The organism is Agromyces hippuratus, from assembly GCF_013410355.1.
In the GTDB taxonomy this organism is placed as follows: Bacteria; Actinomycetota; Actinomycetes; order Actinomycetales; family Microbacteriaceae; genus Agromyces; species Agromyces hippuratus.
On the sequence record NZ_JACCFI010000001.1, the window covers coordinates 2,469,833 to 2,494,459 of the forward strand.

At 70.5% G+C, this 24,627-nt stretch carries 23 protein-coding genes; 8 read left to right on the forward strand and 15 right to left on the reverse strand.

The window, feature by feature from the left end:
- Positions 1 to 9: 9 nt before the first annotated feature.
- The gene (locus tag BJY17_RS11525; RefSeq protein ID WP_179551477.1) at positions 10 to 402 is read right to left on the reverse strand and encodes a cupin domain-containing protein; all 393 of its coding nucleotides are present in this window, start codon (positions 400 to 402) and stop codon (positions 10 to 12) included.
- A 74-nt stretch (positions 403 to 476) separates the two neighbouring features.
- Between BJY17_RS11525 and BJY17_RS11530 the strand changes: the two genes are divergently transcribed.
- Genes BJY17_RS11530 through BJY17_RS11540 form a run of 3 tightly spaced genes read left to right on the forward strand, consistent with a single transcriptional unit; the run spans position 477 to position 1,856 of the window.
- Complete coding sequence (locus BJY17_RS11530; RefSeq protein ID WP_074259558.1) at positions 477 to 818, forward strand: ArsR/SmtB family transcription factor; 342 nt, start codon at positions 477 to 479, stop codon at positions 816 to 818.
- Positions 811 to 1,296: an SRPBCC family protein gene (locus BJY17_RS11535; RefSeq protein WP_179551478.1), complete on the forward strand. Its 486-nt coding sequence runs from the start codon at positions 811 to 813 to the stop codon at positions 1,294 to 1,296. The genes BJY17_RS11530 and BJY17_RS11535 overlap by 8 nt, the downstream gene beginning before the upstream one ends.
- A complete protein-coding gene (locus BJY17_RS11540) occupies positions 1,296 to 1,856 on the forward strand; it encodes a dihydrofolate reductase family protein (protein WP_179551479.1) in 561 nt (186 codons plus the stop codon). The genes BJY17_RS11535 and BJY17_RS11540 overlap by 1 nt, the downstream gene beginning before the upstream one ends.
- Before the next feature lie 11 nt (positions 1,857 to 1,867).
- On the opposite strand, the gene BJY17_RS11545 is transcribed toward BJY17_RS11540, so the two are convergent.
- The 6 genes from BJY17_RS11545 to BJY17_RS11570 form a co-directional block, all read right to left on the reverse strand.
- Positions 1,868 to 3,280 carry an MFS transporter gene (locus BJY17_RS11545; RefSeq protein WP_179552844.1) on the reverse strand — a complete coding sequence of 471 codons (1,413 nt, stop codon included), beginning with the start codon at positions 3,278 to 3,280 and terminating at the stop codon, positions 1,868 to 1,870.
- Between the two features lie 165 nt (positions 3,281 to 3,445).
- Entirely contained in the window at positions 3,446 to 4,180 is a 735-nt protein-coding gene (locus BJY17_RS11550) for a type 1 glutamine amidotransferase (protein WP_179551480.1), read from the reverse strand.
- A gap of 14 nt (positions 4,181 to 4,194) precedes the next feature.
- Positions 4,195 to 5,259, reverse strand: coding sequence for a dipeptidase (locus BJY17_RS11555; protein ID WP_179551481.1), 1,065 nt, complete (start codon positions 5,257 to 5,259; stop codon positions 4,195 to 4,197).
- A 10-nt stretch (positions 5,260 to 5,269) separates the two neighbouring features.
- Positions 5,270 to 7,294, reverse strand: coding sequence for an o-succinylbenzoate synthase (gene menC / locus BJY17_RS18565; protein WP_179551482.1), 2,025 nt, complete (start codon positions 7,292 to 7,294; stop codon positions 5,270 to 5,272).
- Entirely contained in the window at positions 7,291 to 8,004 is a 714-nt protein-coding gene (locus BJY17_RS11565; protein WP_246303716.1) for a MurR/RpiR family transcriptional regulator, read from the reverse strand. Before BJY17_RS11565 ends, menC begins: the two co-directional genes overlap by 4 nt.
- The gene (locus BJY17_RS11570; protein WP_179551483.1) at positions 8,001 to 8,771 is read right to left on the reverse strand and encodes a GNAT family N-acetyltransferase; all 771 of its coding nucleotides are present in this window, start codon (positions 8,769 to 8,771) and stop codon (positions 8,001 to 8,003) included. Before BJY17_RS11570 ends, BJY17_RS11565 begins: the two co-directional genes overlap by 4 nt.
- A gap of 127 nt (positions 8,772 to 8,898) precedes the next feature.
- Here BJY17_RS11570 and BJY17_RS11575 point away from each other — a divergent pair, with 127 nt between their 5' ends.
- On the forward strand, positions 8,899 to 10,035 hold the full coding sequence (locus BJY17_RS11575; protein ID WP_179551484.1) for a M20/M25/M40 family metallo-hydrolase: 1,137 nt from the start codon (positions 8,899 to 8,901) through the stop codon (positions 10,033 to 10,035).
- Between the two features lie 7 nt (positions 10,036 to 10,042).
- On the opposite strand, the gene BJY17_RS11580 is transcribed toward BJY17_RS11575, so the two are convergent.
- The 7 genes from BJY17_RS11580 to BJY17_RS11610 all read right to left on the reverse strand — a co-directional run bounded on the left by BJY17_RS11580 (position 10,043) and on the right by BJY17_RS11610 (position 18,853).
- Positions 10,043 to 11,296, reverse strand: coding sequence for a peptidase C39 family protein (locus BJY17_RS11580; protein ID WP_179551485.1), 1,254 nt, complete (start codon positions 11,294 to 11,296; stop codon positions 10,043 to 10,045).
- A 13-nt stretch (positions 11,297 to 11,309) separates the two neighbouring features.
- The gene (locus BJY17_RS11585; protein WP_246303717.1) at positions 11,310 to 12,137 is read right to left on the reverse strand and encodes a serine hydrolase; all 828 of its coding nucleotides are present in this window, start codon (positions 12,135 to 12,137) and stop codon (positions 11,310 to 11,312) included.
- A complete protein-coding gene (locus BJY17_RS11590; protein ID WP_179551486.1) occupies positions 12,134 to 13,243 on the reverse strand; it encodes a C45 family autoproteolytic acyltransferase/hydolase in 1,110 nt (369 codons plus the stop codon). The genes BJY17_RS11585 and BJY17_RS11590 overlap by 4 nt, the downstream gene beginning before the upstream one ends.
- A 7-nt stretch (positions 13,244 to 13,250) precedes the next feature.
- Positions 13,251 to 14,975 carry an ATP-binding cassette domain-containing protein gene (locus tag BJY17_RS11595; RefSeq protein WP_179551487.1) on the reverse strand — a complete coding sequence of 575 codons (1,725 nt, stop codon included), beginning with the start codon at positions 14,973 to 14,975 and terminating at the stop codon, positions 13,251 to 13,253.
- A 2-nt stretch (positions 14,976 to 14,977) separates the two neighbouring features.
- Positions 14,978 to 15,904, reverse strand: a complete 927-nt coding sequence (locus tag BJY17_RS11600) for an ABC transporter permease (RefSeq protein ID WP_246303719.1) — start codon at positions 15,902 to 15,904, stop codon at positions 14,978 to 14,980.
- Entirely contained in the window at positions 15,901 to 16,944 is a 1,044-nt protein-coding gene (locus BJY17_RS11605) for an ABC transporter permease (protein WP_179551488.1), read from the reverse strand. Before BJY17_RS11605 ends, BJY17_RS11600 begins: the two co-directional genes overlap by 4 nt.
- Before the next feature lie 88 nt (positions 16,945 to 17,032).
- On the reverse strand, positions 17,033 to 18,853 hold the full coding sequence (locus tag BJY17_RS11610; protein WP_246303720.1) for an ABC transporter substrate-binding protein: 1,821 nt from the start codon (positions 18,851 to 18,853) through the stop codon (positions 17,033 to 17,035).
- A gap of 430 nt (positions 18,854 to 19,283) precedes the next feature.
- On the opposite strand from BJY17_RS11610, the gene BJY17_RS11615 reads away from it, so the two are divergent.
- The 4 genes from BJY17_RS11615 (at position 19,284) to BJY17_RS11630 (ending at position 23,035) form a co-directional block, all read left to right on the forward strand.
- Entirely contained in the window at positions 19,284 to 19,760 is a 477-nt protein-coding gene (locus BJY17_RS11615; RefSeq protein ID WP_179551490.1) for an Lrp/AsnC family transcriptional regulator, read from the forward strand.
- A gap of 114 nt (positions 19,761 to 19,874) precedes the next feature.
- The gene (locus tag BJY17_RS11620; protein ID WP_179551491.1) at positions 19,875 to 20,759 is read left to right on the forward strand and encodes an ABC transporter ATP-binding protein; all 885 of its coding nucleotides are present in this window, start codon (positions 19,875 to 19,877) and stop codon (positions 20,757 to 20,759) included.
- Positions 20,756 to 21,886: an ABC transporter permease gene (locus BJY17_RS11625; RefSeq protein WP_322789820.1), complete on the forward strand. Its 1,131-nt coding sequence runs from the start codon at positions 20,756 to 20,758 to the stop codon at positions 21,884 to 21,886. Before BJY17_RS11620 ends, BJY17_RS11625 begins: the two co-directional genes overlap by 4 nt.
- A 75-nt stretch (positions 21,887 to 21,961) precedes the next feature.
- Complete coding sequence (locus tag BJY17_RS11630; protein WP_179551492.1) at positions 21,962 to 23,035, forward strand: threonine aldolase family protein; 1,074 nt, start codon at positions 21,962 to 21,964, stop codon at positions 23,033 to 23,035.
- A 51-nt stretch (positions 23,036 to 23,086) separates the two neighbouring features.
- Here the strand turns inward: BJY17_RS11630 and BJY17_RS11635 are convergent, their stop codons facing one another.
- A complete protein-coding gene (locus BJY17_RS11635; RefSeq protein ID WP_179551493.1) occupies positions 23,087 to 24,598 on the reverse strand; it encodes an APC family permease in 1,512 nt (503 codons plus the stop codon).
- Positions 24,599 to 24,627: the final 29 nt, after the last annotated feature.

Below are 24,627 nucleotides of genomic sequence, written 5' to 3' on the forward strand. Positions count from 1 at the left end.
GCAGCGTGCTCAGCCGAGTTCGCGCAGCTGCGCCGTGCGCTCGCTCGGGGTGTCGCCCGTGTTCACGGTGCCGCGCGGTTCGATGAGCATCGCCGAGACCTCGCCGTCGGCGCGCGGGCAGTGCTCGATGCCCCGCGGCACCACGTAGACGTCCCCGGCACCGAGCTCCACGTCCCCGTCGCGCAACTGGATCACGAGCCTGCCCGAGACGACCATGAAGAACTCGTCGGTGTCGGGATGCGTGTGCCAGGTGAACTCGCCCTGCGCCTTGAAGACCTTGACGTCGTAGTCGTTCACGCTCGCGAGGCGGTGGGGCTGCCAGTGCTCGGTGAAGGAGTCGAGGGCGCCCTGCAGGTTTCGCACCTCGCGCTCGTCGGGCACTTGGCGCACATCGTCGGTCATCGCGTCATTCTCCTCTTGACGCCGGCGTGCGGTCGACGTATCGTAAGCAAATCATTAATTAAGGAGTTGCTTACATGCAGCAGGGGCCCGACGAGCTCAGCCTCGTGTTCCAGGCACTCGCCGATCCGACGCGACGCGAGATCCTCTCGCGCCTCCGCGGCGGACCGACGACCGTCGGTGAACTGGCCGAGCCCTTCGCGATGAGCCGACCCGCGATCTCCCAGCACCTCAAGGTGCTCGAGCGCGCCGGGCTCATCGAGCGAACCGCATCGGCCCAGTGGCGCACCTGCACCCTCCGCACCGAGCCGCTCGACGAGGCATCCGCCTGGGTCGAGCGCCATCGCGGCGAGTGGAACGCGCGTTTCGACCAGCTCGACGAGCACCTCCGCACGAGGAAGGGAACGACCGATGCCTGAACAGACCGGCACCGCGACGAAGGAGTTCACCATCACGCGCGTCTTCGACGCGCCGCGCGACGCCATCTGGCGCGCGTGGACCGACCCCGACGAGGCGTCCGCCTGGTGGCACCCCGAGAGCGTCGTGACCCCGCGCGAGACCGTGGAGCTCGACGTGCGCCCCGGCGGGCGCTACCGCTACACGATGATCGCCCCCGACGGCTCAGAGTACCCGACGGCCGGCGTCTACCACGAGGTCGTCGAGCCCGAGCGGCTCGTCTTCACCTGGGGCATGCCTGGCGACGACGACGCCCCGATCATCACCGTGACCCTGGCCGACCTCGGCGAGCGCACCGAGATGACGTTCCACCTCGTCGGCATCGACGGGGTGCCCGGCGACGAGAACGTCTACGACGGCTGGGCGAGCGCCTTCGACGTGCTCGACGCGCGACTCGAGGCTCCGCGCGGCGGCCCGCTCGATGACGGAGGGCAGCGCTGATGGGCCGGCTCACGGTCGAGCAGATCGTCAGCGTCGACGGGTACGCGGCCGACCTCGACGGCGGCCTCGACTTCATCGGCGCCGCCCGGGGCGGCAACCCGAACGACCACGACCAGCTCGCGTTCCTCGCCGACGTCGATGCGATCCTGCTCGGCGCGAACACCTACCGGATGTTCGCCGAGTACTGGCCGGTCGCCGACCCCGAGGTCGAAGTCGTCGCCGAGCCGATCAACCGCCTGCCGAAGTTCGTGATGTCGAACGCCCTCGAGTCCGCGCCGTGGGGCGAGGGATCGATCGAGATCCTCCGCGGCACCGCGACCGAGGCCGTCGCCGACCTCAAGACCGAGCACGAGCACATCGTCGTCTGGGGCAGCCTCACGCTGGCCGACGCGCTCTTCCGGGCCGGGCTCGTCGACGTGCTGCGCCTGCGCGTCGTGCCGGTACTGATCGGCGCCGGGCGTCCGTTCACCCCGGCGGACCTCGGCGATCGCCCGCTGGAACTCGACCACGTGGCCTCGCACCCGAGCGGCCATCTCGGCCTGACGTACCGGCTGAGCTGAGCTGAGCCGGCCTACCGGCGCTCGGCCGACGCCCCGTCGGCGGTGCGGGACGGTGCGTCCGCCGCGTCGCCTGCGGCATCCGACACATCCGACTCATCGGCGTCGGTCGCACCGACCCCTGGCCCTGATGGCGCACCCTCCAGGTACTCCGCCGTCAGCAGCCGGTAGGAGCGCGAGCCGAAGGCGAAGAGCGCGAGCACGACCATCGCGAGCCCGCTGAACAGGAACACCAGGGCGATGCCCCGGGCCTCGCCCTCGCCGAGCAGCCAGCCCCAGGTCGCCTGCCCCTGGGCGGACTCCATGTAGGGGATGATCCAGAACTCGGCGATCGGGGCGATGAGGAAGGCGGTGATCGGAGCGGCCGCCGCCTCGAAGGCCTGCGCGAACCCGAACACGCGGCCCTGCCGCCGGAACGGCACGACCTTCTGGATGACGGTCTGCTCCGCGGCCTCCACCGCGGGAATGAGCGTCATGTACAGCCAGATGCCGACACCGTAGAGCACCCACCACTCGCGGATCGTGAACAGGGCCCCGAGCAACCCCATGCCGATGACGACGAGCAGCATGGTGCGGATGGGATTGCGCCCGAGGCCCCACTTCGCGATCACGATGCCGCCGATGATGAATCCCGAGGAGGAGATGCCGAGCACGATGCCCCACGCCTCGACCGGGAACAGGGTCAGGCCGTACGGATCCATGAGCGCAAGGTAGACGCCGCCGATGAGGTTGTTGAACGTCGAGAACACGATGAGCGCGAAGAGGCCCGGCGCTCCGCGTATGGCGGCGATGCTGCCGCGCAGGTCGATCGCGGGCGAGTGGTCCCGGTCGACGACCGGGTGCGCCTCGGGAATGCGCACGAAGCAGAGGTGCACGAGTGCGACCAGGGTGGCCGCGATGGAGATCGCGAGCGTCCACCCCATGCCGAGCATGCCGATCGCGAGTCCGCTGAAGACGCTCGTGACGAGGAATGCGAGCCCCTGCACGGTGCCCACCATGCCGTTGGCGTTCGCGTGCCGCTCCTCGGGCACGAGCAGGGTCACCGTCGTCGACAGCGCGATGTTGCGCATGTTCTCGACGACGGCGCCGAACAGGATGATGCCGGAGAACAGCCAGAACCACGGACCGCCGAGATCGAGCAGGGCGGACTCGGGCTGCACCAGGTAGAGCACGCCGGCCACCGTGAACGAGCCGAGTGACACGAGGCTCGAGAACACCATGACGCCGTGCTTGCGGTGCCGGTCGACGATCGTGCCGAAGAAGATCGAGAAGAGCGCGATGAGCAGCATGTACGCACCGCCGATGACGCCCGTCGCGAGCACCGACCGCGTCTCGAGGTAGACCCAGAAGGTGAGCGCGAACCAGAGGAAGCTCGTCGTGACGTTCGCGATCATCGTGTTCACGAGCACCTGCACGAAGGTGCGCATGCCACCGGGCGGCGGCACGACGGGTGCAGGCGCCCCTGGCGCAGGCGACCCCGGGGCGGGCGCCGCCTGCAGCGCCTCGCCCGGTCCGGATCCGCCGGGCTCGTCGGTCACCCTGCGAGGATAACCAGCCCCCGCGACATCCGGAACCCCGCGGCCGGAAGGGCCTCAGCCGACGCGCGCGACGCGCGAGGCCACGACCTCGGCGGCGAACGCCGTCGCGAGCCGGGCGCAGCGCGCCGCGGATTCCTGCTCGTGCACGAGGGCCGCCTCGACCAGCTGCTGCTTGTCGAGGCCGGCTGCGGCGAGCGCGGCATCGTCCCACTTCTCGAGGTCGAGCGCGCCCGCCTCGGGGTGGAACTGCACCCCGCGCACATGACGGCCGAGCCGGAAGGCCTGGTTGACGCACGCCTCGCTCGAGGCGAGCAGCACGGCGTCGTCGGGGAGGCGGGTGATCATGTCCTGGTGGTTCTCGATCACGTGCGCGACCGGCGAGAGCGGCGACAGCACGGCGTCGTCGGCGCCCTGCTCCGTGACGAAGACGGGGGTCGCGCCGCGCTCGGGGGTGCCGTATTCGGCCCGCACCTCGCCGCCCGCGACGTGGGCGAGGATCTGCGCGCCGAGGCAGACCCCGAGGGTCGGGATGTCGCCGGCGATCGCCTCGGCGGCGAGCTCGCGCTCCCGGGCGAGCCAGGGTGCGCGATCGTCGTCGTCGGGCATGAGCCCGCCGCCGAGCATGATCAGGCCGTCGAACGAGCCGAGGTCGTCGGGCAGCCCCTCCTCGCCGACGACCACGACGAGATCCAGCCCCGACTCCTCGAGCCACGGCCGCATGCGCCGCAGGCTGCTCGGGCGGGAGTTCACGACCACGAGCACCTTCGGGCCGGCGTGCACTGTCTCCATCTCGGTTCTCGCTCTCACTTCTCGACGGGTCGGCTCGCGCCGGCACCCGTGAATCCCAGGTAGTCGTCATCGGATGCCGCGACCACGCGCAGCACGTTCTCGGTGCCGAGCTTGCGCAGCTCGTCCTCGGTCCAGCCGCGGCGGGCCAGCTCGGCGAACAGCACCGGGTAGCCCGAGACGTCGTCGAGCCCGTCGGGCATGTCGTCGGTGCCGTCGTAGTCGCCGCCGAGGCCGACGCCCTCGATGCCCGCGACGTTGCGCACGTGCTCGACGTGGTCGGCCGCGTCGGCGACGGTGACCGGAGGCTTCGGTCCCGTCTCCCCCGCGTCGACCCAGGCGCGGCGGTCGGCCGTGAGGAACGAGGGCACGAAGGTGACCATGTAGACGCCGCCGCCGTCGGCGACCCGGCGGATGACGCGGTCGGGCATGTTCCGCGGATGCGGGTTCAGGGCAGCGGCGCTCGAATGGCTGACGAGCGTCGGCCGGGTCGAGGTGTCGAGCGCCGCATCGGCCGTGGCGACCGAGACGTGCGCGAGGTCGACGAGCATGCCGATGCGGTTCATCTCCGTCACGACCTCCCGACCGAACTCGGTGAGCCCGCCGTGCCGTGCCTCATCGGTCGCGGAGTCCGCCCAGTCGCTCGTCGAGGTCCAGGTGAGCGTCAGGTAGCGCGCGCCGAGCCTGGCGTACTCGCGCAGCACCGCGAGCGAGCCGTCGATCTGGCCGCCGCCCTCGACGCCGATCATCGAGGCGATCCGGCCCGCGGCCATCGCGCGACGCGCCGTCGCGGCGGTCGTCGCGAGCTCGAACGTCTCGGGGTACCGGGCGGCCATGCGGTGCACGAAGTCGATCTGCTCGAGCGTCGCGCGCACGGCGGCAGCCCCCTCGATCGCCGAGTCGACCCAGACCGACCAGAACTGGCCGGCGACCCCGCCCTCGCGCAGCTTCGGGATGTCGGTGTGGTGCGTCAGCTCGGTGCCGTCGAGCCCCTCGACCGAGTACCCGCGCTCCGCGCGCGCCGTCCACGGCAGGTCGTTGTGCCCGTCGAAGACGGGGATCTCGAATCGCTCGTACTGCATGTCGCCGTCCTCAGTGGTCTCGGGAGATCAGGTGGGTCTGGAGCCGGGCCGTCAGTTCGGCGTCGAAGGCGCGCTGCACGCCGTCGAGTTCGGCGACGGCGACGGCCGAGCGCGTGCTCGAGAGCAGCCAGATGTCGTCGGCCGAAGGCAACTGCTCGACGCGCACGGGCTCGCGATGCGTCTCGTGGCCGAGCTCGGCGAGCAGTTCGATCGCACTCGCGAGGGTGGTGCCGGCGAGGATGCCGTCGTCGCTCGGCGGGGAGACGAAGCGATCGCCGAACCGCAGCAGCACCGTCGACGAGGGCCCTTCGAGCACGAAGCCGTCGCTGCTCGTGAAGATGACGTCGGCGGCCCCGCGCCGCGCCGCTTCGCGCAGCACCGACTTGTTGACCGCGTACGACAGCGACTTCGCCCCCTGCAGCAGCCACGGCGAGGTGCGCGCGACGTCGCGGCGGTACCCGCGGTCGAGCGTGACGACGGCGACGCCCTGCTCGCGCGGCACGGTGAAGTCGGCGGCGTCGGCGAGGTGGACCCAGCCCACCGGCACGCCGGCGCCCTCGACTCCGCGCGTCATCACGAACTTGACGAAGCCGTCGGCGGGGCTGTCGTGCGCTGCGATCGCAGCGTGGATGGCGTCGCGCCACACGTCGAGCTTCGGCGCGGGCAGGTCGAGCATCGCCGCGGAGCGGGCGAAGCGCTGCAAGTGCTCCTCGATCGCCTGCGGACGGCCGCGGTGCACGCCGAGCGTCTCGAAGATGCCGTCGCCGCGCGTCGCGCTCAGGTCGCGCACGTCGAGCTGCGGCGCGTCGAGGTCGGCGAAACGGAAGGGGGTCGGCGTGACCGGGCCGCCCTCGGCCGCGTCGTCGACCATGACGAGCACGGCAGCGGACGCCCCGGCTCGCGTGTCGTTCGGCGCGGCGCGCTCATCGGAGTCGAAGCGGCGCTCGAGGTTCTGCTCGATCCAGGCCGGATCGACCTCGAAGCCGATGCCGGGGCCCGTCGGCACCTTCACGATGCCGTCGCGTGCGGTCACGGCCGGCACGATCACGTCGCGTGCGTAGTACTTGTCGGACCCCGAGACATCCGAGGGGTAGCTGAAGTGCTCGAGGGAGGAGAGGGCGAGGTTCGCGGCCCGCCCGATGCCGAACTCGTGCATGCCGCCGCACCACACCGGGATGCCCGCGTCGCCGGCGAGGTCGTGCGCGGCCTTGGCGACCGTCAGACCGCCCATGCGGGAGACCTTGATGTTCAGCACCCGGCCGGAACCGAGCGCGATCATGGTGCGCAGGTCGTCGAGCCGCACGACGGACTCGTCGAGGCAGACCGGCGTCTCGATGCGCTCCTGCAGGCGCGCATGACCTACGAAGTCGCCGGGCGCGAAGGGCTGCTCGATCATGCTGAGCGACTCGGCGTCGAACCCGGCCAGGCGGGCGATCGTGTCGTCGTCGCTCGCGTAGGCGCCGTTCGCATCGACGTGCATCAGGAGGTCGGGGAATGCACGGCGCACCTCGCGCACGGGGTCGAGGTCCCAGCCCGGTGCGATCTTCAGCTTGACCCGGCCGTAGCCGGCGTCGAGCTGCACCGCCACCTGCGCGAGCAGTTCGTCGATGGTCGGTTCGATGCCGAGCGAGACGCCGGCGGCGACCTCGGTGCGGGTGCCGCCGAGCGCCTCGGCCAGCGGGATGCCGCGCGACCTCGACCAGAGATCCCACGCCGCCCCGGCGAAGCCCGCCTTCGTGAACTCGTGGCCGCGGATCTTCTGCCAGAGTGCGTCGACCTCGCTCGGGTGCTGCCACTCGGCATCGATCACGAGCGGCACGAGGTAGCGGGTCGCGATCGACCAGGCCGTCTCGGTGTTCTCAGCCGTGAAGTACGGGTCGCTCGGCGAGGCGATCTCGCCCCATCCGATGGCACCGGCGTCGTCGGTGAACCGCACGAGGATGTGCTCGAGGCCGGTCTTGCGGTGCGAGCTCGTCTGGAAGCCGTGCACGAGGGGCAGGCTCACCTGGAAGAGTTCGATGCGGGTGACCCTCATGGTGCGTCCTCGTCGTTCCGGTGGTCGAAGTACAGGTTCATCTCGTGGTTCAGCTCGTCGCGCGTCGCCAGCCGGCGGCGGGCGCCCTTGGCGCTCGCGGTCGTGAGCGTGCTGAGCAGGTGGCAGACGGCGGCGACCGAGGTCGGCGAGTCGGCATACGACGCGGATCCGGTCTGCAGCACGATGAGCGAGGTCGCGAACGGCGCGAGCGGGGCCTCGTCGCTGTCGGTGAAGACGACGAGCTGACCGCCCGCCTCGCTGAAGAGCCGGCCGAGCGTGACCGTCTCGCGGCGGTAGCGGCGCAGCGAGAAGAGGATGAGCACGTCGGTCGAGCGCACGTCGCTGAGCACGTCGAGCGGGTTCAGCGCATGCCCGTCGATCAGGTAGACGTTCGGCACCGTCGCGGCGAGGTCGGCGTTCAAGAGCGCGGCGTACGCCGCCGACTTGCCCGCACCGGCGATGAACTTGCGCCGCGAACCGAGGATGATCGCGGCTGCCTGCGGCACGGCCGCGCTCGCCCGGAGGTGCGCGAAGGTGCTCTCGAGCGAGGCCGCCTCGGTCTCCATCACGCGGTCCTGGAGCCCCTCGGCAGAGAGGTTCTTGCGCATGCGCATGCCGAACCGCGCCTCGGGCGAGCTCAGCGTGCGGTTGAGTTCGTGCTCGAGCTGTTCGTGCTCGAGCTGTTCGTCGCTGCGCGCCTGCATCGTCATCGGTGCCGCCCGCCTGCCGTGGCCGGCACGGCGAGGTAGGCCGATGCACCCGAATCGATGCGCCGGCAGCTCACGAGCACGAAGCCCTGCTCGTGCAGGTGCTGCATCGTGTCGTGCAGCCGGGCCGTGCCCGCTTCGCCGTTCGGGACGACCACCCACCGGCCGTCCCCGTGCGCGATCGCCGCACCCGGCTCGGCACCCGCGAGCGAGGCAGGGGCTCGCTCGGCGCGGGCCTCGGCGTAGGGGTCGGCGCCTGTCGCCAGCGGCCAGTCGACGAGCAGCCGGTCGGTGCCGGGGCGCCCGTAGTAGTCGCGCACGAATGCGGCGCTGTGCGCCCCGAGGATGTCGAAGTTGAAGTGGGCGTTGCGCCCCAGGGCGGGGTCGAACGCCCAGCGCATCGTCGAGACCCCCGAGGCGAGCACGACCTCTCGCTGGCGCAGCTTGAGCAGCCGTCCGACGCCGCGGCCCTGCGCGTGCTGCTCGACCACCGCGGCCTGCGAATAGTGGAAGACGCCCGACTCGTCGGACCCGAGGAATCCGTATGCGAAGCCGATGAGCTCGCCGTCGGCCGACCGCACGCCGATCGCCGACCCGCCGTTCCGCACGAGCGCGCTCAGCAGGTTGCTGTTCAGCGCGAGCTCCTCCGAGGAGTATCCGAAGACGCGTCGGTACAGCGCACTCGCCTGCTGGAAGTCTTCGTACTTCGAGAGCTCATGGGTGGTGAGCATCTCGCCCGCCCCACGGTCTCGCGCCTGCGCTTCGGTCACGCTGTTCATTATACGAATCATATAATTGACACGTCCAGCGAAATCATCGTGCGTTTCGCCCGGAATTCTTCGACCACGGCTCGACGGTGTTGCTACCATATGCTTCATATCTTCGACAAGGAGCGACATGACGCCAGCAGAGGTCGGGGCAGCGGTGGATGCCGCGTGGCACACGGTGCTCGAGCGCCTGGAGCAGCTCGTCCGCATCGAGACCCCTTCGCTCGACGCGGCGGCGAGCGCGAGCATCGCCCGGGTGCTCACGGAGTGGTTCGAGCCGCTCGCGAGCGAGGTGCGGGCCGTCGTCACCGAGGCGGGCACGCACCTCGTCATCGAGGTTCCCGGCTCGACTGATGCGGCTCCGCTCCTGCTGCTCGGCCACTCCGACACGGTGTGGGACCACGGCGCACTGGCCGGAGACGTGCCGTGGTCGGTCGACGGCGACGTCGTGCGCGGCCCGGGCGTCTTCGACATGAAGAGCGGGCTCGTGATCATGCTCGCGGCGCTCGAGATCCTGCGGGATCGACCGAGGCGCGCGGTGCGGATCCTCGTCAACTGCGACGAGGAGGTCGGCTCGCCCACCTCGCAGGAGCTCGTGCGGACGGCGCTCGACGGCGTCGCCGGCGTCATCGGCTTCGAGTCGCCGCACCCCGACGGCGCGTTCAAGGTCGGGCGCGCGGGCAGCACGCGGCTGCGGCTCGAGGTCGAGGGCAGGGCGGCGCACGCCGCGCTCGACCCGGAGAACGGCGTCTCGGCCATCGACGAGCTCGTCGACCAGTTGCTCGTCGTGCGCGGGATCGTCGCCGAGGCCTCCGCGACCACCCCGGTGCTCTGCAACGTCGGCACCGTCTCGGGCGGCGCGAGGGCGAACGTCGTGCCCGATGCGGCCTCCGCCGAGATCGGACTCCGCTTCGTCGACGCCGGATCGGAGCGACACGTGCTCGACGCGCTCGCCCGGCTCGACCCGATCCGTTCCGGTGCGGTCGTGCGCACGGTCGTGCTGACGAGCCGCCCGGCGTGGCAGGCGGGCGCGGGCGACGAGGAGCTGCTCGAGGAAGTGGGGCGCGCGGCATCCGCTCTGGGGCAGTCGGCGAGCGGCCGGCCCGCAGCAGGTGCCGGCGACACGAACCTCGTCGGCTCGCTCGGTGTCGCGACGATCGACGGATTCGGCCCCCGCGGCGGCGGCGCCCACGCGGTGACCGAGCACCTGCTGCTCTCATCGCTGCGAGAGCGCATCGAGCTGCTCACGGCCCTGCTCGCCCGCTGATCCCCGCTCACCAGTTGCGTTCCTCACCGGGCGCAGCCGGCAGCGGCACGTCGGCGGGGCGCATCACGTAGACCACGCCGCCGCTGCCGCCGGCGCTCCGCAGCCAGGCGCGTTCGAAGGCCGCGCGCGGATAGCTCCGCCGAACGGCCGCGTTCTCAGGCGCCGCGGGGTCGTTCACGACGACGTCGCCGTCGACGGTGAACCCCGCGATGACGAGCAGGTGCCCCTCGGTCACGTAACCCGCCTCGGGGAGCTCGTCGCGCGTGAACGCGACCGAGGCGACGAGCGGGATGCCTGCGGCGATGAACCGTTCGGCCTCGTCGAGCGAGCGCAACCGGGTGACGAACGACTCGAGCCCGTTCCGTGCGGCGAACGCGGCGTTGAACGACCAGTTGCCCGTGCCGGCGTACCCGTGGTCGTAGCAGCCGTCGGCTGCCCAGACGACCTGGGGGTCGCCGTTCGGCGCCTCGATGCCGGCGAGAGCCTGCTCGGAGGGCAGCCGGCCCCAGAAGCCGAGCACCATGGCGGTCGAGGTCGGCGAGCACCAGGCCTCGCCGCCCCCGCCGAGTTCGAGGCGCGCCCCGCGGTGCAGTTGCTGCGAGAACCGCGGCACGTCGAGCGCGAGGCCGCGGGCGCCGCCCCGGTCGACGCCGTCGTGCCCGTGCCCGTTCCCGTGCCGGTCGCGCGCCGGCTGGGACCCGGGCGTCGGGTCGTCGATCGTAGAGACCATCGCCCCCACCATCACGAGCGATGCGTCGGCGCGGGCGTCGTCACCGCGGGCGAAGGTCGCGCGAAGCCGGTACGCCGTGAACGCCCGGCCCTCGGCGGCGACGAAGGTGTCGGCGTGCACGGATGCATCGGTGTCCCGCTGCCCCGGCACCGACGTGCGACGGACGCCCCCCGGTGCATCGTCGCGCTCCGCCCACCGAGCCAGCACGAACCAGGCGCTCCACGACCCGTCGGCGATCCTGGCGCTGAGCTCGAGTTCGATCCACGTGCCCGGAGGGGTGATCGCGTGCCACGACAGGATCGCCTCGGTCGCCGGGAACGGCACCTCGACGGCATCGGAGGCCCACCGGCTCGTCGACGGTGACGACGACGGTGACGACGACGGTGACGACGACGGTGACGACGACGAGTCGGCTTCATCCGCACGCGCCGGCCTCAGGCGTGCCGAGTCGTCGACGACGGTGCCCGCGTGGGCGCCCCGGGAGAACCCGGTCGCCCCGCGCACCGCGCTGAACTGCACGTGCCGTGCCATGAGATCCCCCGCCTCAGCCGTGCAGCAGGTGGTCGCGGATGACGTCGCCGGCCTCGCGCATCGTCGCGAGCGCCTCGTCGCGGTGATCGGATCCCCGCTCCCAGTTCGCGAGCACCGAGTACGCCACTCGGCGCTGCGGCGACATCGCCACGCCGACGTCGCCGCGCACGCGGCTCGTCGTGCCGGTCTTGTTCCACATCCAGATGTCGCGGTCGTAGAAGTAGTGCGCGAGCGGGTCGAGCCCCCAGGCCGACGCCACCATCGAGCAGTCCATGCCCGCGCCGAGCCATCGGCGCAGGGTGTCGCACCCGGCCTCGGTCAGCACCTCGTTCTTCGCGACCCGAGCGACGAAGTCGGTGAGCTCTCGGGCGGTGCCCGTCGAGAGGTTCGGCGGGAAGCCCGTGGGGATCGGCCAGCGCACGATGTCGTCGAGCGAGGAGTCGGTGTAGCCGAGGGCCGCGGTCGACGCGTGCACCGCGTCGAGGCCGACCCGGCGGCACATGGTGTTCGTGGCCGCGTTGTCGCTCACCGCGCCGATGAGGGCGCAGAGGTCGTAGATGCTGAGCGTGTCGGCCTGCAGCAGGTACCAGAGCCCCGAGTTGTCCATCCACTCGCTCGGGCGGCGGGTCACCGGCTCGTCGAGTCGCAGCTCGCCGCGCTGCTCGAGTTCGAGCACCGTGTGCAGCAGGAACACCTTGCCGATGCTCGCGGTGTCGAGGGCGAGGTGCTCGCCCTGCTCGAAGAGCACGTGGCCCGAGTCGAGGTCGACCGCCTTGGCCGACCAGGTGATGCCCGATCCCGTCGCGAACTCCATGCGCTCCCCCGTTCCGCCCTGCGTCATGCCCGCGCCTCGGCCTCGAGCACGCGTCCGGCCGCGAAGGCACCGAGCGCCATGGTCGTCGGCTCGCCGCGCCCCTGCACGACGATGCGGTCGTTCGCCAGATCGGCCACCGTCGTCGTGAAGGTCCAGAGGCCGGTCGAACGGTTCAGCACGCCGTCGGACCGGAGCGCCGCGAACACCGACTCCGCGTCGAGCACGGCGCCCGGCCGGCCGGCCCGCCGTTCGTCGAGCTGCCCGCTCAGGCGTTCACCGCGGGTGCGGCTCTCGACGAGCGACTCGTCTCCCGCCGCCGGCTGCATGCCCGGCCCCGGTTCGCCGACGAACCGCAGGTGGTTCGTGTGCCAGAGGCAGGGGGCGTCGGCCGAGGCATCCGTCGTCACGACGACGCCCGCGGCGTTCTCGATCATGAGCGCCCGACCGGTCTCGCGGTCGCCGATGTTGAACGAGAAGCCGCCGGCGCACGGCACCGACCGGACGCGGTCGATCGCCTCGCGACCCGAGCGGCTCCGTTGCGCGTGCCGGGCGACGAAGTGCCGGCCGGCGCCGTTCGCATCGGGATCGACGACGGGCAGGTGGTCGAGGCCCCATACCGTGCCCGCCTCGGTCGCGACGAAGGAGTTGGCGGGCAGGAAGCCCGGATACCAGACGACCGTCATGCTCGGGTCGCCCTCGACGACGAGGGTGACGAGGCAGACGTCGTCGGCCGAGTCGGCCGCGCCGTCCTCGTTGTGGCCGACGACGAGGGCATCGGATGTCGCGAGCGACACGTCGCTGCACCCGGTGCCGTCCCTGCCGAGATCGCCGCGGAGGTTGTAGACCCACAGGTCGAACGCGGGCACGCCCGCGCCCTCGGCGAGGAGGTCGAGCTCACGCGACTCGACCGGGCAGAGCCGGCGCGTGGACGCCTCGATGCGCCGCATGCGCTCGCCGACGGCCTCCTGCTCGACACGGCTCATGAGCGCCGACCACTGGGCGTCGGCGCGCGAGCGGATGTCGCGGATGCGCTCGGCGAAGTGCGCGCCGAGCTCGCGGAAGACCGTCTCGCGGTCGCCCGTGACGACGACCCAGCGCAGGCCCGAGAGCGGGGCGTTCTCGTGGACGGTCACTCGCGGATCACCGGGCCGTCTCGAGCACGCCCTCGCGCCCCACGATCTTCGGTGCCGCGGCGAGCAGCTTCCTCGTGTACTCGTGCTGCGGGTCGAGGAGCACCGTCTCGGTGGCACCCCGCTCGACGATCTCGCCGTGGTACATCACGGCGACCGTGTCGGCGATGTTCCACGCGAGTCCGAGGTCGTGCGTGATGACGAGCGCGGAGAGGCCGAGCTCGTCGCGCAGGCGGAGCAGGAGCGCGAGGATCTCGCCTCGCGCCGAGGCGTCGAGCGAGGCGACCGGCTCGTCGGCGATGAGCATCTGCGGGTTCATCGCGAGGGCGCCCGCGATCACGACGCGCTGGCGCTGCCCGCCCGAGAGCTCGTGCGGGATGGCCTCGAAGAAGTGCTCGGGCGGCATCAGCTCGGCGTTCTCGAGGCTCGCGGCGACCTGCGCGCGCTCGTCGCCCGGGTAGCGCTGGATGCGGAGCCCCTCGGCGACCGACTCGTAGACGCTGAGCTTCGGGTTCAGGGCGGCCGACGGGTCCTGCAGGATGAGCTGCACCTGGCGGCGGAACTCGCGGAGCCGCTTCGTCGAGCGCCCGAGCGGCTTGCCGCGGAAGAGCACCTGCCCGCCCTGGTCGGGCGCCTCGAGGCCGAGGAGCGTGCGGGCGAGCGTGGTCTTGCCCGAGCCCGACTGCCCGACGAGGGCGACGATCTCGCCCTGACGGCACTCGAGGTCGACCCCGCGCACCGCCCGAACGCTCTTGCCTCGCGAGCGGAACGTCACGCTGAGGTTGCGGGCCTCCAGCAGCACCTCGCCCGTGGCCCCGGCATCGCCGTTCGCCGCCGTGCGCGCGGGCGCCGAGGCACCCGGTGCGCCGATCGCGTCGATCGAGCCCGTCGCGACCGAGTCGGTGCGGCGCGTGACCGGCTTCAGCCGCGAGGCCGGGTCGCCGATCGTCGGAAAGGCGTCGGCGAGCTGCTTCGTGTACGCCTCGCGCGGTTCGGTGCAGATCTGCTGCGATTCACCGACCTCGACGAGCTCGCCGTTGCGCATGACGGCGATGCGCTCGCACGCGGTGGCGAGCACCGAGAGGTCGTGGCTGATCATGAGGAGCGAGATGCCCCGACGGGTCACGAGGTCCTTCACCACCTCGAGGATCTGGCCCTGCACGATCACGTCGAGCGCAGTGGTCGGCTCGTCGGCGACGATGATGTCGGGCTCGCACGCGAGCGCCATCGCGATCATGATGCGCTGCTTCTGGCCGCCCGAGAGCTCGTGCGGGTAGGCGGCCGCCTTCGCGATCGGCAGGTCGACCTGGTCCATCAGCTCCGCGAGGCGCGCCTTGCGGGCCTCGGCGGTGCGCCACCCGTCCTTCACGTGCAGCTCGAGGGCCTCGATGATCTGCTGGCCGACGGTGCGCACGGGGTTCAGCGAGTGCATCGCCCCCTGGAAGACGATCGCGACCTCCGACCAGCGCAGGGCACGCAGCTCGCCGAAGCTCAGTTCGGCGACGCTGCGGTCGCCGACACGCACGTGGCCGTCGATCACGGCGTTGTCGGGCAGCAGGCGCAGCGCACTCATCGCGAGCGTCGACTTGCCCGAGCCCGACTCGCCGGCGATGCCGAGCGTGCCGCCGGCGGGAAGCGAGAGGCTCACGTTGCGCACGGCGGCGATGTCGCCGCGACCTCGCGACGCGGCCGTGCGATAGGTGATGGAAACGTCGTCGAAGACGAGATCGGGCATGCTCAACGGCTCCTGAGGGTGGGGTTCACGATGGCTTCGAAGGTCCGCCCGACCAAGGTGAACGCGAGCACCACGAGCACGATCGCGAGACCGGGGATGACGACGTACCACCAGTAGCCACTCGTCGCGGCCGAGACGTCCATCGAGTCCTTCAGGATCGTGCCCCACGACTGCTGGGTGGGGTCGCCGAGGCCGAGGAAGGCGAGGGTCGATTCGGCGATGATCGCCGAGCCGACGGTGAGCGTGGTGTTGGCGAGCACGAGCGGCAGCACGGCGGGGAAGAGGTGCTTGCCGATGATGTGCCAGTGCCCGGCGCCGAGCACCTGGGAGCGCTCGACGTACGGGCGGGCCTCGACCGCGAGCGTCTGGGCTCTCACGAGTCGGGCGGTGGCCGCCCATGAGGTCACGCCGATCGCGATCACGATCGTGAGCACGCCCCGGCTCAGCACCGACGAGAGCACGATGGCGAGCACGAGCGAGGGCAGCACGAGGAAGAAGTCGACGAATCGCATGATGATGCCGCCGGTGACCCCGGTGAAGTGGCCGGCGGCCATGCCCACGAGGGTGCCGATGATCATCGACATCGCCGTGGCGGCGACGCCGACGAGCAGCGAGGTGCGAGCACCCCAGATCATGCGCACCCACAGCTCGCGACCCTGGTGGTCGGTGCCCATCGGGTGCTCCCACGACGGCGGCGCGAAGCGCGGCTGATCGGTGAGCTGGGTGACGTCGAGCATCGAGCGGTCGGCGATGACCGGGGCCAGGATCGCGAGGAGGATCACGACGCCGAGGAAGATCAGACCCGACATGCCCGAGGCGCTCGAGCGGAACTCTCGCCACAGCTTCGCGGCGGACGCCCGGCGCCGGCGGCTCGCGACCTGCCGGGTCGTCATCTGGACGACGGGGCGTGTCTGTTCGGTGGTGCTCATGCGCGCCTCACTCTCGGGTCGAGCTGCCGATAGATGAGGTCGGCGATGAGATTCATGACGATGATGATCGTCGAGAAGACGACGAAGGTGCCCTGCAGCAGGGGCATGTCGGGGCCGCTGATGGCCTCGTAGGTGAGCTTGCCGAGGCCGGGCCAGGAGAAGACCGTCTCGACCGTGACGGCGCCGGCCACGAGACCGCCGATGTGCATGAAGACGAGGGTGACCGTGGGCAGCAGTGCGTTCGGCACCGCGTGCCGGCGTCGCACGAGGTCGTCGCGCAGACCCTTCGCGCGCGCGGTCGTCAGGTAGTCGGACGATTTCTCCTCGAGGAGCGACGCGCGCATGACCATGAGGTACTGGGCGAAGACCACCGCGACCATCGTGACCACGGGGAGCACCATGTGGCGGGCGACGTCGACGACGTAGTCGAAGGTGCCCGGCTCGACGCCGGGGCTGACCATGCCGCCCGTCGGGAACCAGCGCAGGGTGCCGCCGAAGATCATGAGGAGGATCAGCGCGAGCCAGAACGTGGGCACCGACCACAGGGTGAGCGAGGTGCCGGTGGCGATCTTGTCGAAGAGCGAGCCGTTGCGCCAGGCCGCGCGCTGACCGAGCCACAGCCCGAGCGCGATCGCGATGATCGCGGAGGTGCCGGTGAGCAGGAGGGTCGGGCCGAGGTACTGCCCGATGAGCTCGCTCACCGGGGTGCGGTACACGTAGCTCTCGCCGAGGTTGCCGGTGAAGATGTTGACGAGGTAGTCGAGGAACTGCTGCGTGACGGGCTTGTCGAGGCCGTACTGCCTGCGGAGCTCCGCGATCTGCTCGGGGCTCATCGGGCGTTCCTGCGCGATGCGCCGCACCGGGTCGCCCGGCAGCACTCGGAACGCGAAGAAGCCGAGCAGCACGACCATGACGAGGCTGATGAGCGCCCCGCCGAGCTTGGTGCCGAAGTAGCTCAGGAACGACGAACGCGTCGGCGATGCCTCCGCGAGCTTCTCGTCGTGCACCTCCGCGTTCACGGGGGTGATCGTGTCTGTCATTGCGCTCCGTCTCCTTCTTCCTGCGCCCGTGCCGGTCGCCCGGTCGGATGCCGCGGTGAGCGGCACCCGACCGGGCAGTGCGAGAACGCTACTCGCGGTCGCCCGCGGTCTTGCGCCGTCGCACGATCACGATCGTGACGACACCGGCGGCGACGACGAGCACGCCGAGGCCGATCCAGAGCGCGGCACCCGGACCGGACTGCTCAGCGGCCGACGAAGACTCGTCGACGACGGGCTCCACCGTGTAGTAGCCCCAGTAGCCGGCCTGGTTCGCGATGATGCCGTTGTCGGCGGGCTGCGTGGTGAAGCCCGTGAAGCGGTCGGAGCGGTAGGCCTCGAGCGACTGGCCGTACCAGAGGGTGATCTGCGCGACGTCCTCGTAGTGCATGCGCAGCATGTCGTGCACGATCTCGGCGCGCTTGGCCTCGTCGAGCTCCGAGTGCTGCTCGGCGTAGAGGGCGTCGAACTCGGGGTTGCAGTAGCCGTCCTGGCTCGTGGCGCCGTTGCCCTCAGCGTCGGGACGCGAGGAGCACAGGTTGATGCCGAGCTGGTAGTCGGGGTCGGGGTTGACGCTCCACCCGGAGAAGTACATGTCGTAGTCGCTGACCGCCGTGCGGTCCGAGATGGTGTCGCTGTCGGTGGTCTCGAGCTTCAGCTCGACGCCGATGTCCGCCATCCAGGGCACGAGGTACTCGGACGCCGACATCTCGACGATGTCCTCGGCGTCGGCGAGCAGGCGGATCGAGAGCCGGTTGCCGTCCTTCTCGCGGATGCCGTCGGCGCCGGCGACCCAGCCCGCGTCATCGAGCTTGGCCATCGCGGCGTCGGGATCGAATGACACGATCGCCTCGTCGTCGTCGGGCAGGTGCCACTTCTCGAACGCGATCGGGATGAAGCTCGTGGCGGGAGCGCCGTAGCCGCCCAGCACGTTCTTCAGCAGCGACTCCTGGTCGATGCCGAGGCGGATCGCCTCGCGCACGGCGGGCTCCTTGAGGGCGGGGCTGCCGGTGCCGTAGGCGACGCCCTCGGGCGTCTCGGCTCCGGCGTTCACGCTGAGCGAGGTGAAGCGACGGCCCGTGCCCGCGTGGGTCGTGATGCCCTCTTCGCCTTCGAGCGCCGTCATCTGCGTGTCGGTGAGCCCGGTGACGAGGTCGACCTCGCCGGCGCGCAGCGCCTGGATCTGGGCGTCGGAGTTCGTGTAGTAGATGTACTGGATGCCGTCGATCTTGGGAGCGCCCCGCCAGAAGTTGGGGTTCGCCTTGAGGGTGATCGACTGGTTCGCCGAGTAGCTCTCGAGCGTGTACGGCCCCGAGCCCACGACGTCGGCGTCGTTGGCGAAGGTCGTGGGGTCGTCGACCTCTGACCAGATGTGCTCGGGGAGCACGGGGATCTCGGTGCCGGGGTTCGGCGCCTGCGGCGTCTTGAGGTTGATCACGACGGTGAGGTCGTCGGGCGTCTCGACGCTCTCGAAGTTCGCCACGAGGTTGCCGTTGGCGGTGCCGAGCATCGGGTCGTTCATCATCGACTCGTAGGTGTACTTGACGTCGGCGGAGGTGATCGGCTCGTCGTCGGACCACTTCATGCCCTCGTGCAGGGTGAAGGTCCAGGTCATGCCGTCGGGGCTCGCCTCCCACTTCTCCGCGAGGCCCTCGGTCGGGGAGCCGTCTTCGGCGTCGTTCTGCACGAGGCTCTCGTAGACGTACCGGATGATGTTCGTCGGCGTCAGGTAGATCGAGATGAACGGGTTGAAGGTGTCGACGAAGCCGGCCGTCGCGATGCGCAACGTCTTGGCGTCGGCGCTCGCGGACGCCGAGGGGCTCGCTTCAGCGACGACCGGTGCCGCGAACGAGGTCGCGGCCGGGCCGATCGCGAGACACGCCGCGAGGGAGACCGCGGCGACGGTGGACAACCGGCGTCGCGCCTTCCCGTTTCTGAGGGCTGGTGTAGCACGCATACGTTTCATATTCCTTCGCTGATGAGTCGGACATGTGATGCAGAACTCGGATCTCTAGCAAGGGAACATGATGAGGAGATGAATAGTCAACAACGAAGATACGATTCGTATCGGAATTTACCGAACGGCAACAATCCGTAGGATCCGTTCCGGGTGCGGCGGAAATCCGAGATACAAGGGATCTCGTCGGAAAATTGCCACTCGAAGGGCATCACAATCAACCCGGAGCACATCTGCCGCGCGTCGCGGAGGGGGTTGCTCGATCCTCAGGCCGGTCGAGCCGGGCTCCATTGCTCCAGGCTGAACATCTGAACCCTATCTCATGCGTCGAGCGACACGAACCCCGTCGAAGCCATCGCCGGTTCCGCGCACTATCGTGGAGCGCATGAGCGACCCGGCCGCGACACCACGTCTCGACAACGACATCGACCAGCGCATCGTCTCGGCGCTCGCCGCCGACGGACGCACGACGCTCGCTACGCTCGCGACGCTCACCGGCCTCTCGACCTCGGCCGTGCAGTCGCGCGTGCAGCGCCTCGAGCAGCGCGGCGTCATCACCGGCTACCGCGCGGTCATCGACCCGCAGGCGGTCGGGCTGCCGGTCTCCGCCTTCCTCGAGATCTCCGCGCTCGACCCCGCGTCGGTCGGAGACCTCGGCGCCCGACTCGACGCCTACCCCGAGATCGAGTCCTGCTACGCGATCTCGGGCGACGCCGGCCACCTCGCGGTCGCCCGGGTGGCGACGACCGCCGACCTCGCCGAACTGCTCGTGCGCCTGCGCACCTCGCTCCCGGCGCAGGTGCGCGCGACGATCGTGCTGCGCACCCTCTTCGAGGCCCGCCCGCTCACCCGTTCGGCCTGACACCCGATTCCCGGTGAGCGCCTCCCCCGCACGGTTGAGTGGGGAGCGGAGCGGCGTCCGAGAACCCGCCGCGAGACGGATGCCGCGGGCGCGCGACATCCGTAGCGTGTGGGCATGCTCGAACTCCACGACGTCACCAAGCGCTACGGCGAGCGCCTCGCCCTCGACCATGTGAGCTTCACCGTCGGCGACGGCCGGCTCACCGGCTTCGTCGGCGGCAACGGAGCCGGCAAGACCACGACGATGCGCATCATCCTCGGCGTGCTCGCGTCCGACGGCGGCACCGTCACGCTCGGCGGCCAGGCGCTGACGAGCGCCGACCGGCGCCGCTTCGGCTACATGCCCGAGGAGCGGGGGCTCTACCCGAAGATGCGCGTGCTCGAGCAGACGGTCTACCTCGCCCGCCTGCACGGCTGGAGCGCCGCCGCCGCCCAACGCAACGCCCTCGAACTGCTCGAGCGACTCGGCCTCGGCGAGCGCACGAACGACACGATCGAGTCGCTCTCGCTCGGCAACCAGCAGCGGGCCCAGATCGCGGCGGCGCTCGTGCACCGCCCCGAGGTGCTCGTGCTCGACGAGCCGTTCTCGGGTCTCGACCCCATGGCCGTCGAGACGGTGCAGGGCGTGCTGGCGGATGCCGCGGCATCCGGCGCCCCGGTGCTCTTCTCCTCCCACCAGCTCGACATCGTCGAGCGGCTCTGCGACGACCTCGTCATCATCGCGGGCGGCCGCATCGCCGCGGCCGGCAGTCGCGACTCCCTCCGTGCCGAGCACGGCTCCGACCGCTGGGAGCTCCTCACCTCGGGCGATCTCGGGTGGCTGCGCCAGCAGCCCGGCATCCGCGTCGCCGACTTCGACGGCGGCTGGGCCGTCTTCGAGGCCGAGTCGGATGCCGCTCGGCGGGCCGCTCTCGCCGAGGCCGTCGCCCGCGGCGACGTCATCAGCTTCACCCGCGAGCACACGACGCTCGCCCAGATCTTCACGGAGGTCGTGCAGTGACTCTCGACACCAGCGCATCGCGCACCCGCAGCACCGACGACGACCGCAGCGCCCCCGGCTTCGTCGAGACGGTCAGGCTCATCTCGGGGCGCGAGATCACGATGCGCATGCGCAGCAAGGCGTTCCTCATCTCGACGGGCGTGCTCATGCTCGCCGTGCTCGCCTCGGTCGTGCTCGGCAGCATGTTCGGCTCCCAGTCCGAGCTGCCGAAGGTGGCGGTGGTCGCCGGCGCGACCGACGTCGTCGAGGGCAACCCGGCGCTCGAGGCGGTGCCCGCCGCAGATCAGGATGCCGCGGAGCAGATGCTGCGCGACGGCGACGTCGAGGCGATCGTGGCCCCCGCGGCATCCGAACCGCTCGGCATCGTGGTGCTCGGGCTCGAGTCGGCCCCGAACGAGGTCGTCGCGGCACTCTCGGTGAGCCCCACGGTCGAGCTGCTCGACCCGGCTGCGGTCGACCCGATGCTCGCGTACTTCGTGGCGTTCGGCTTCGGCATCGTGTTCTTCATGTCGGCGCTCACCTTCGGCACGACGATCGCGCAGTCGGTCGTCGAGGAGAAGCAGACCCGGGTCGTCGAGATCCTGCTCTCGACGGTGTCGGCTCGTGCACTGCTGACGGGCAAGGTGATCGGCAACAGCCTGCTCGCATTCGGGCAGATCCTCGCGATCGCGGTGCTCGCACTGCTCGGGCTCATGCTCACCGGCCAGCGGGTGCTGCTCGGCGGGCTCGGCCCCTCGGTCATCTGGTTCATCGTGTTCTTCGCGATCGGCTTCGTGATGCTCGCCGCCCTGTTCGCGGCGACGGCGGCGCTCGTCTCCCGGGCCGAGGACATCGGCACGGTCACGACGCCCGTGACGATGCTCGTGATGATCCCGTACTTCCTCGTGATCTTCTTCAACGACAACCCGACCGTGCTCGCGATCATGAGCTACGTGCCGTTCTCGGCGCCCGTCGGCATGCCGATGCGCGTCTTCCTCGGCAGCGCCGAGTGGTGGGAGCCGTTCGTCTCGCTCGCGATCCTGCTCGCCACCGCGGCGCTCGCGGTCGTGATCGGGGAGCGCATCTATCGCAGCTCGCTGCTGAAGACCGGCGCCCGCGTGCCGTGGGGCGAGGCGCTGAAGGGCTGAGCACGGCGAGCGGATGCCGCGGGCGAGTGCCGCCCGCGGCATCCGCTCGTTCCGCAGCAGTGCGAGGATGGTTCAGTGACTGAACAGCTCCACGACACCACCGTCCGCGGCTTCGCCTCCGACAACTACTCGGGCGTGCACCCCGAGGTGCTCGCGGCGATCGCCGCCGCCAACGACGGCCACCAGGTCGCCTACGGCGAAGACGTCTACACCGAGCGCCTGCAGCAGGTCTTCGCGCGGCACTTCGGCGAGGGCATCGAGGCGTTCCCCGTCTTCAACGGCACCGGCGCGAACGTCACCGCACTGCAGTCGATGCTCCCGCGCTGGGGCGCCGTGATCTCGGCGAGCACCGCGCACATCAACTCCGACGAGGGCGGCGCCCCCGAGCGCGTCGGCGGCATGAAGCTGCTCACGGTTCCCGCACCCGACGGCAAGCTCACGATCGACCTCATCGACCGCGAGGCGTGGGGCTGGGGCGACGAGCACCGCGCGCAGCCGCTCGTGGTGTCGATCACGCAGACCACCGAGCTCGGCACGGCGTACACCGCCGACGAGGTGCGCGCGATCGCCGACCACGTGCACGAGCGCGGCATGACCCTGCACATGGACGGCGCGCGCCTCTCGAACGCCGCGGCGTCGCTCGACCTCCCCCTCCGCGCGTTCACGCGCGACGCCGGGGTCGATGTGCTGAGCGTCGGCGGCACCAAGAACGGCGCGCTCGGCGCCGAGGCCATCGTGGTGCTGAACCCCGAGGCATCCGTTGGTCTCAAGTACCTGCGCAAGCTCAACATGCAGCTCGCGTCGAAGATGCGCTTCACCTCGGCGCAGCTCATCGCGCTCTACGAGGGCGACCTCTGGATCGACAGCGCCCGCCACGCGAACGCCATGGCCCGGCGCCTGCGCGACGCGCTCGACGCTGGCATCGCGGCCGGCGAGCTGCCCGGCCTCGGCTTCTCGCAGCAGACGCAGTCGAACGGCGTCTTCGCGACGCTGCCGGCGGGCGTCGCCGACCGGCTCCGCGAGCGGTTCCGCTTCTACGACTGGGATGCCGCGCGCGGCGAGGTGCGCTGGATGTGCTCGTTCGACACGAGCGAGGCCGACATCGACGCGTTCGTCGCCGGCATCCGCGAGGAGCTCGCCGCGGCGTAGCGCCTGGCCGGCAGCGCCGGTCGGATCGCTCCGACCGGCGCTCGCCCGACCCTACTCGGGCGCGAGCACCTCGGTGTCGCGGTTGAGCGAGCGCTTCTGGAAGTAGTCGCGCGACCCCGGGAAGAGCGCCCACACGAACATCAGCACCACACCGAGCAGGAGCGAGCCGATGCCGACGATGAAGGCGCCGCCGACGCCGGCGAGCTGCGAGTAGCCGTAGTCGGGGTCGAGCATGTCGATCGCCGACTGCACGAACGCCCACGTCATGAACAGTCCGCCGAGCAGCGGGAACACGAGGCGGTAGAAGAAGTTCCGACGGCTGGCGAAGAGCGTGCTGCGGAAGTACCACACGCACGCGAAGCTCGCGATGGCGTAGAAGAACGCGATGGCGAGGCCCATCGAGAGCAGTGAGTCGGCGAGCACGTCGGTCGAGACGAGGTTCATGCCCGCGTAGTAGACGATCGCGATGACGCCGACGAGGGTCGTCGAGAAGGTCGGCGTCTTCGACGCCTCGCTCACCTTCGCGAACCGCGCGGGCAGAGCCTGGTAGACGCCCATCGCGAAGGTGCCGCGGGCGGTCGGCAGGATGGTCGTCTGCGACGACGACAGCGCCGAGATCGCGACGGCGATCACGAGGAACCAGCCGAACGGCCCCATCGCCATGCCGGCCAGCACCGTGAACACGTCGTCGGCGTGCGCCTCGTTCGCGAGGCCCGTGCCGGTGTCGCCGAGGCCGGCGTACATCATGGCGACGACGGTGATGCCCACGTAGGTGACGAGCAGGATGACCGTCGTGAGGGTGGCGGCGCGGCCGGGCGTGCGACGCGGGTCCTTCGTCTCCTCGGTCAGGGCGAGGCACGTGTCCCAGCCCCAGTAGATGAAGAGCGCGAGCAGGATCGCCTGCACCATGCCGGTGCCGTCGGCGAGGAACGGGTTGAACCAGTCGAGCGAGACCGGGGTCGGGTCGGGGGCGCTGCCGCCGAAGAAGCCGATGAGGCAGCCGACCACGAACGCGGCCATCGCGAGGTACTGGATCACGAGGAGCACCTGCTGCATGCGCTCGCCGATCTCGACGCCGCGCAGCGACACCCAGGTCATGACCGCGATGATGACGCAGCCGAAGCCGGTGACGATGAGGCGGTTCTCGGCGAGGGAGCCGTCGCCGATCAGGGTGAGCAGGTACACCGAGGCGATCTCGGCGAGGTTCGCCATGACGAGCACGCCCGCGACGGCGATGCTCCACCCCGCCATCCACCCGGTGCGCGGGCCGAACGCCTTCGCCGCCCAGGTGAACACGGTGCCGCAGTCGGGCACGGCGTTGTTGAGCTCGCGGTAGGCGAAGGCCGTGAAGAGCATCGGCACGAACGCCAGGATGAACGCGACGGGCGCCTGCGCACCGACGGCGATGATGACGTAGCCGAGGGTTGCGGCGAGCGAGAACAGGGGCGCGGTCGAGGCGATGCCGATGACGGTCGAACCCCAGAGTCCGAGCTTGCCGATCGCGAGGCCCTTCGTGGGCGTGGGATCGGTGGCGGGTGCTGTGCCGACCGTTGGAGTGCTCATCAGGTACCTTCTCGCCCTCGAGGATGGAG

Coding starts and splice junctions, on each gene's coding strand:
- BJY17_RS11605 (WP_179551488.1), bottom strand. CDS start 16,944: ATGACAGACACGATCACCCCCGTGAACGCGGAGGTGCACGACGAGAAG.
- BJY17_RS11535 (WP_179551478.1), top strand. CDS start 811: ATGCCTGAACAGACCGGCACCGCGACGAAGGAGTTCACCATCACGCGC.
- BJY17_RS11595 (WP_179551487.1), bottom strand. CDS start 14,975: ATGCCCGATCTCGTCTTCGACGACGTTTCCATCACCTATCGCACGGCC.
- BJY17_RS11525 (WP_179551477.1), bottom strand. CDS start 402: ATGACCGACGATGTGCGCCAAGTGCCCGACGAGCGCGAGGTGCGAAAC.
- BJY17_RS11555 (WP_179551481.1), bottom strand. CDS start 5,259: ATGCAGTACGAGCGATTCGAGATCCCCGTCTTCGACGGGCACAACGAC.
- BJY17_RS11585 (WP_246303717.1), bottom strand. CDS start 12,137: ATGACGCAGGGCGGAACGGGGGAGCGCATGGAGTTCGCGACGGGATCG.
- menC (WP_179551482.1), bottom strand. CDS start 7,294: ATGAGGGTCACCCGCATCGAACTCTTCCAGGTGAGCCTGCCCCTCGTG.
- BJY17_RS11550 (WP_179551480.1), bottom strand. CDS start 4,180: ATGGAGACAGTGCACGCCGGCCCGAAGGTGCTCGTGGTCGTGAACTCC.
- BJY17_RS11540 (WP_179551479.1), top strand. CDS start 1,296: ATGGGCCGGCTCACGGTCGAGCAGATCGTCAGCGTCGACGGGTACGCG.
- BJY17_RS11615 (WP_179551490.1), top strand. CDS start 19,284: ATGAGCGACCCGGCCGCGACACCACGTCTCGACAACGACATCGACCAG.
- BJY17_RS11620 (WP_179551491.1), top strand. CDS start 19,875: ATGCTCGAACTCCACGACGTCACCAAGCGCTACGGCGAGCGCCTCGCC.
- BJY17_RS11565 (WP_246303716.1), bottom strand. CDS start 8,004: ATGACGATGCAGGCGCGCAGCGACGAACAGCTCGAGCACGAACAGCTC.
- BJY17_RS11580 (WP_179551485.1), bottom strand. CDS start 11,296: ATGGCACGGCACGTGCAGTTCAGCGCGGTGCGCGGGGCGACCGGGTTC.
- BJY17_RS11600 (WP_246303719.1), bottom strand. CDS start 15,904: ATGAGCACCACCGAACAGACACGCCCCGTCGTCCAGATGACGACCCGG.
- BJY17_RS11545 (WP_179552844.1), bottom strand. CDS start 3,280: ATGCGCACCTTCGTGCAGGTGCTCGTGAACACGATGATCGCGAACGTC.
- BJY17_RS11635 (WP_179551493.1), bottom strand. CDS start 24,598: ATGAGCACTCCAACGGTCGGCACAGCACCCGCCACCGATCCCACGCCC.
- BJY17_RS11530 (WP_074259558.1), top strand. CDS start 477: ATGCAGCAGGGGCCCGACGAGCTCAGCCTCGTGTTCCAGGCACTCGCC.
- BJY17_RS11575 (WP_179551484.1), top strand. CDS start 8,899: ATGACGCCAGCAGAGGTCGGGGCAGCGGTGGATGCCGCGTGGCACACG.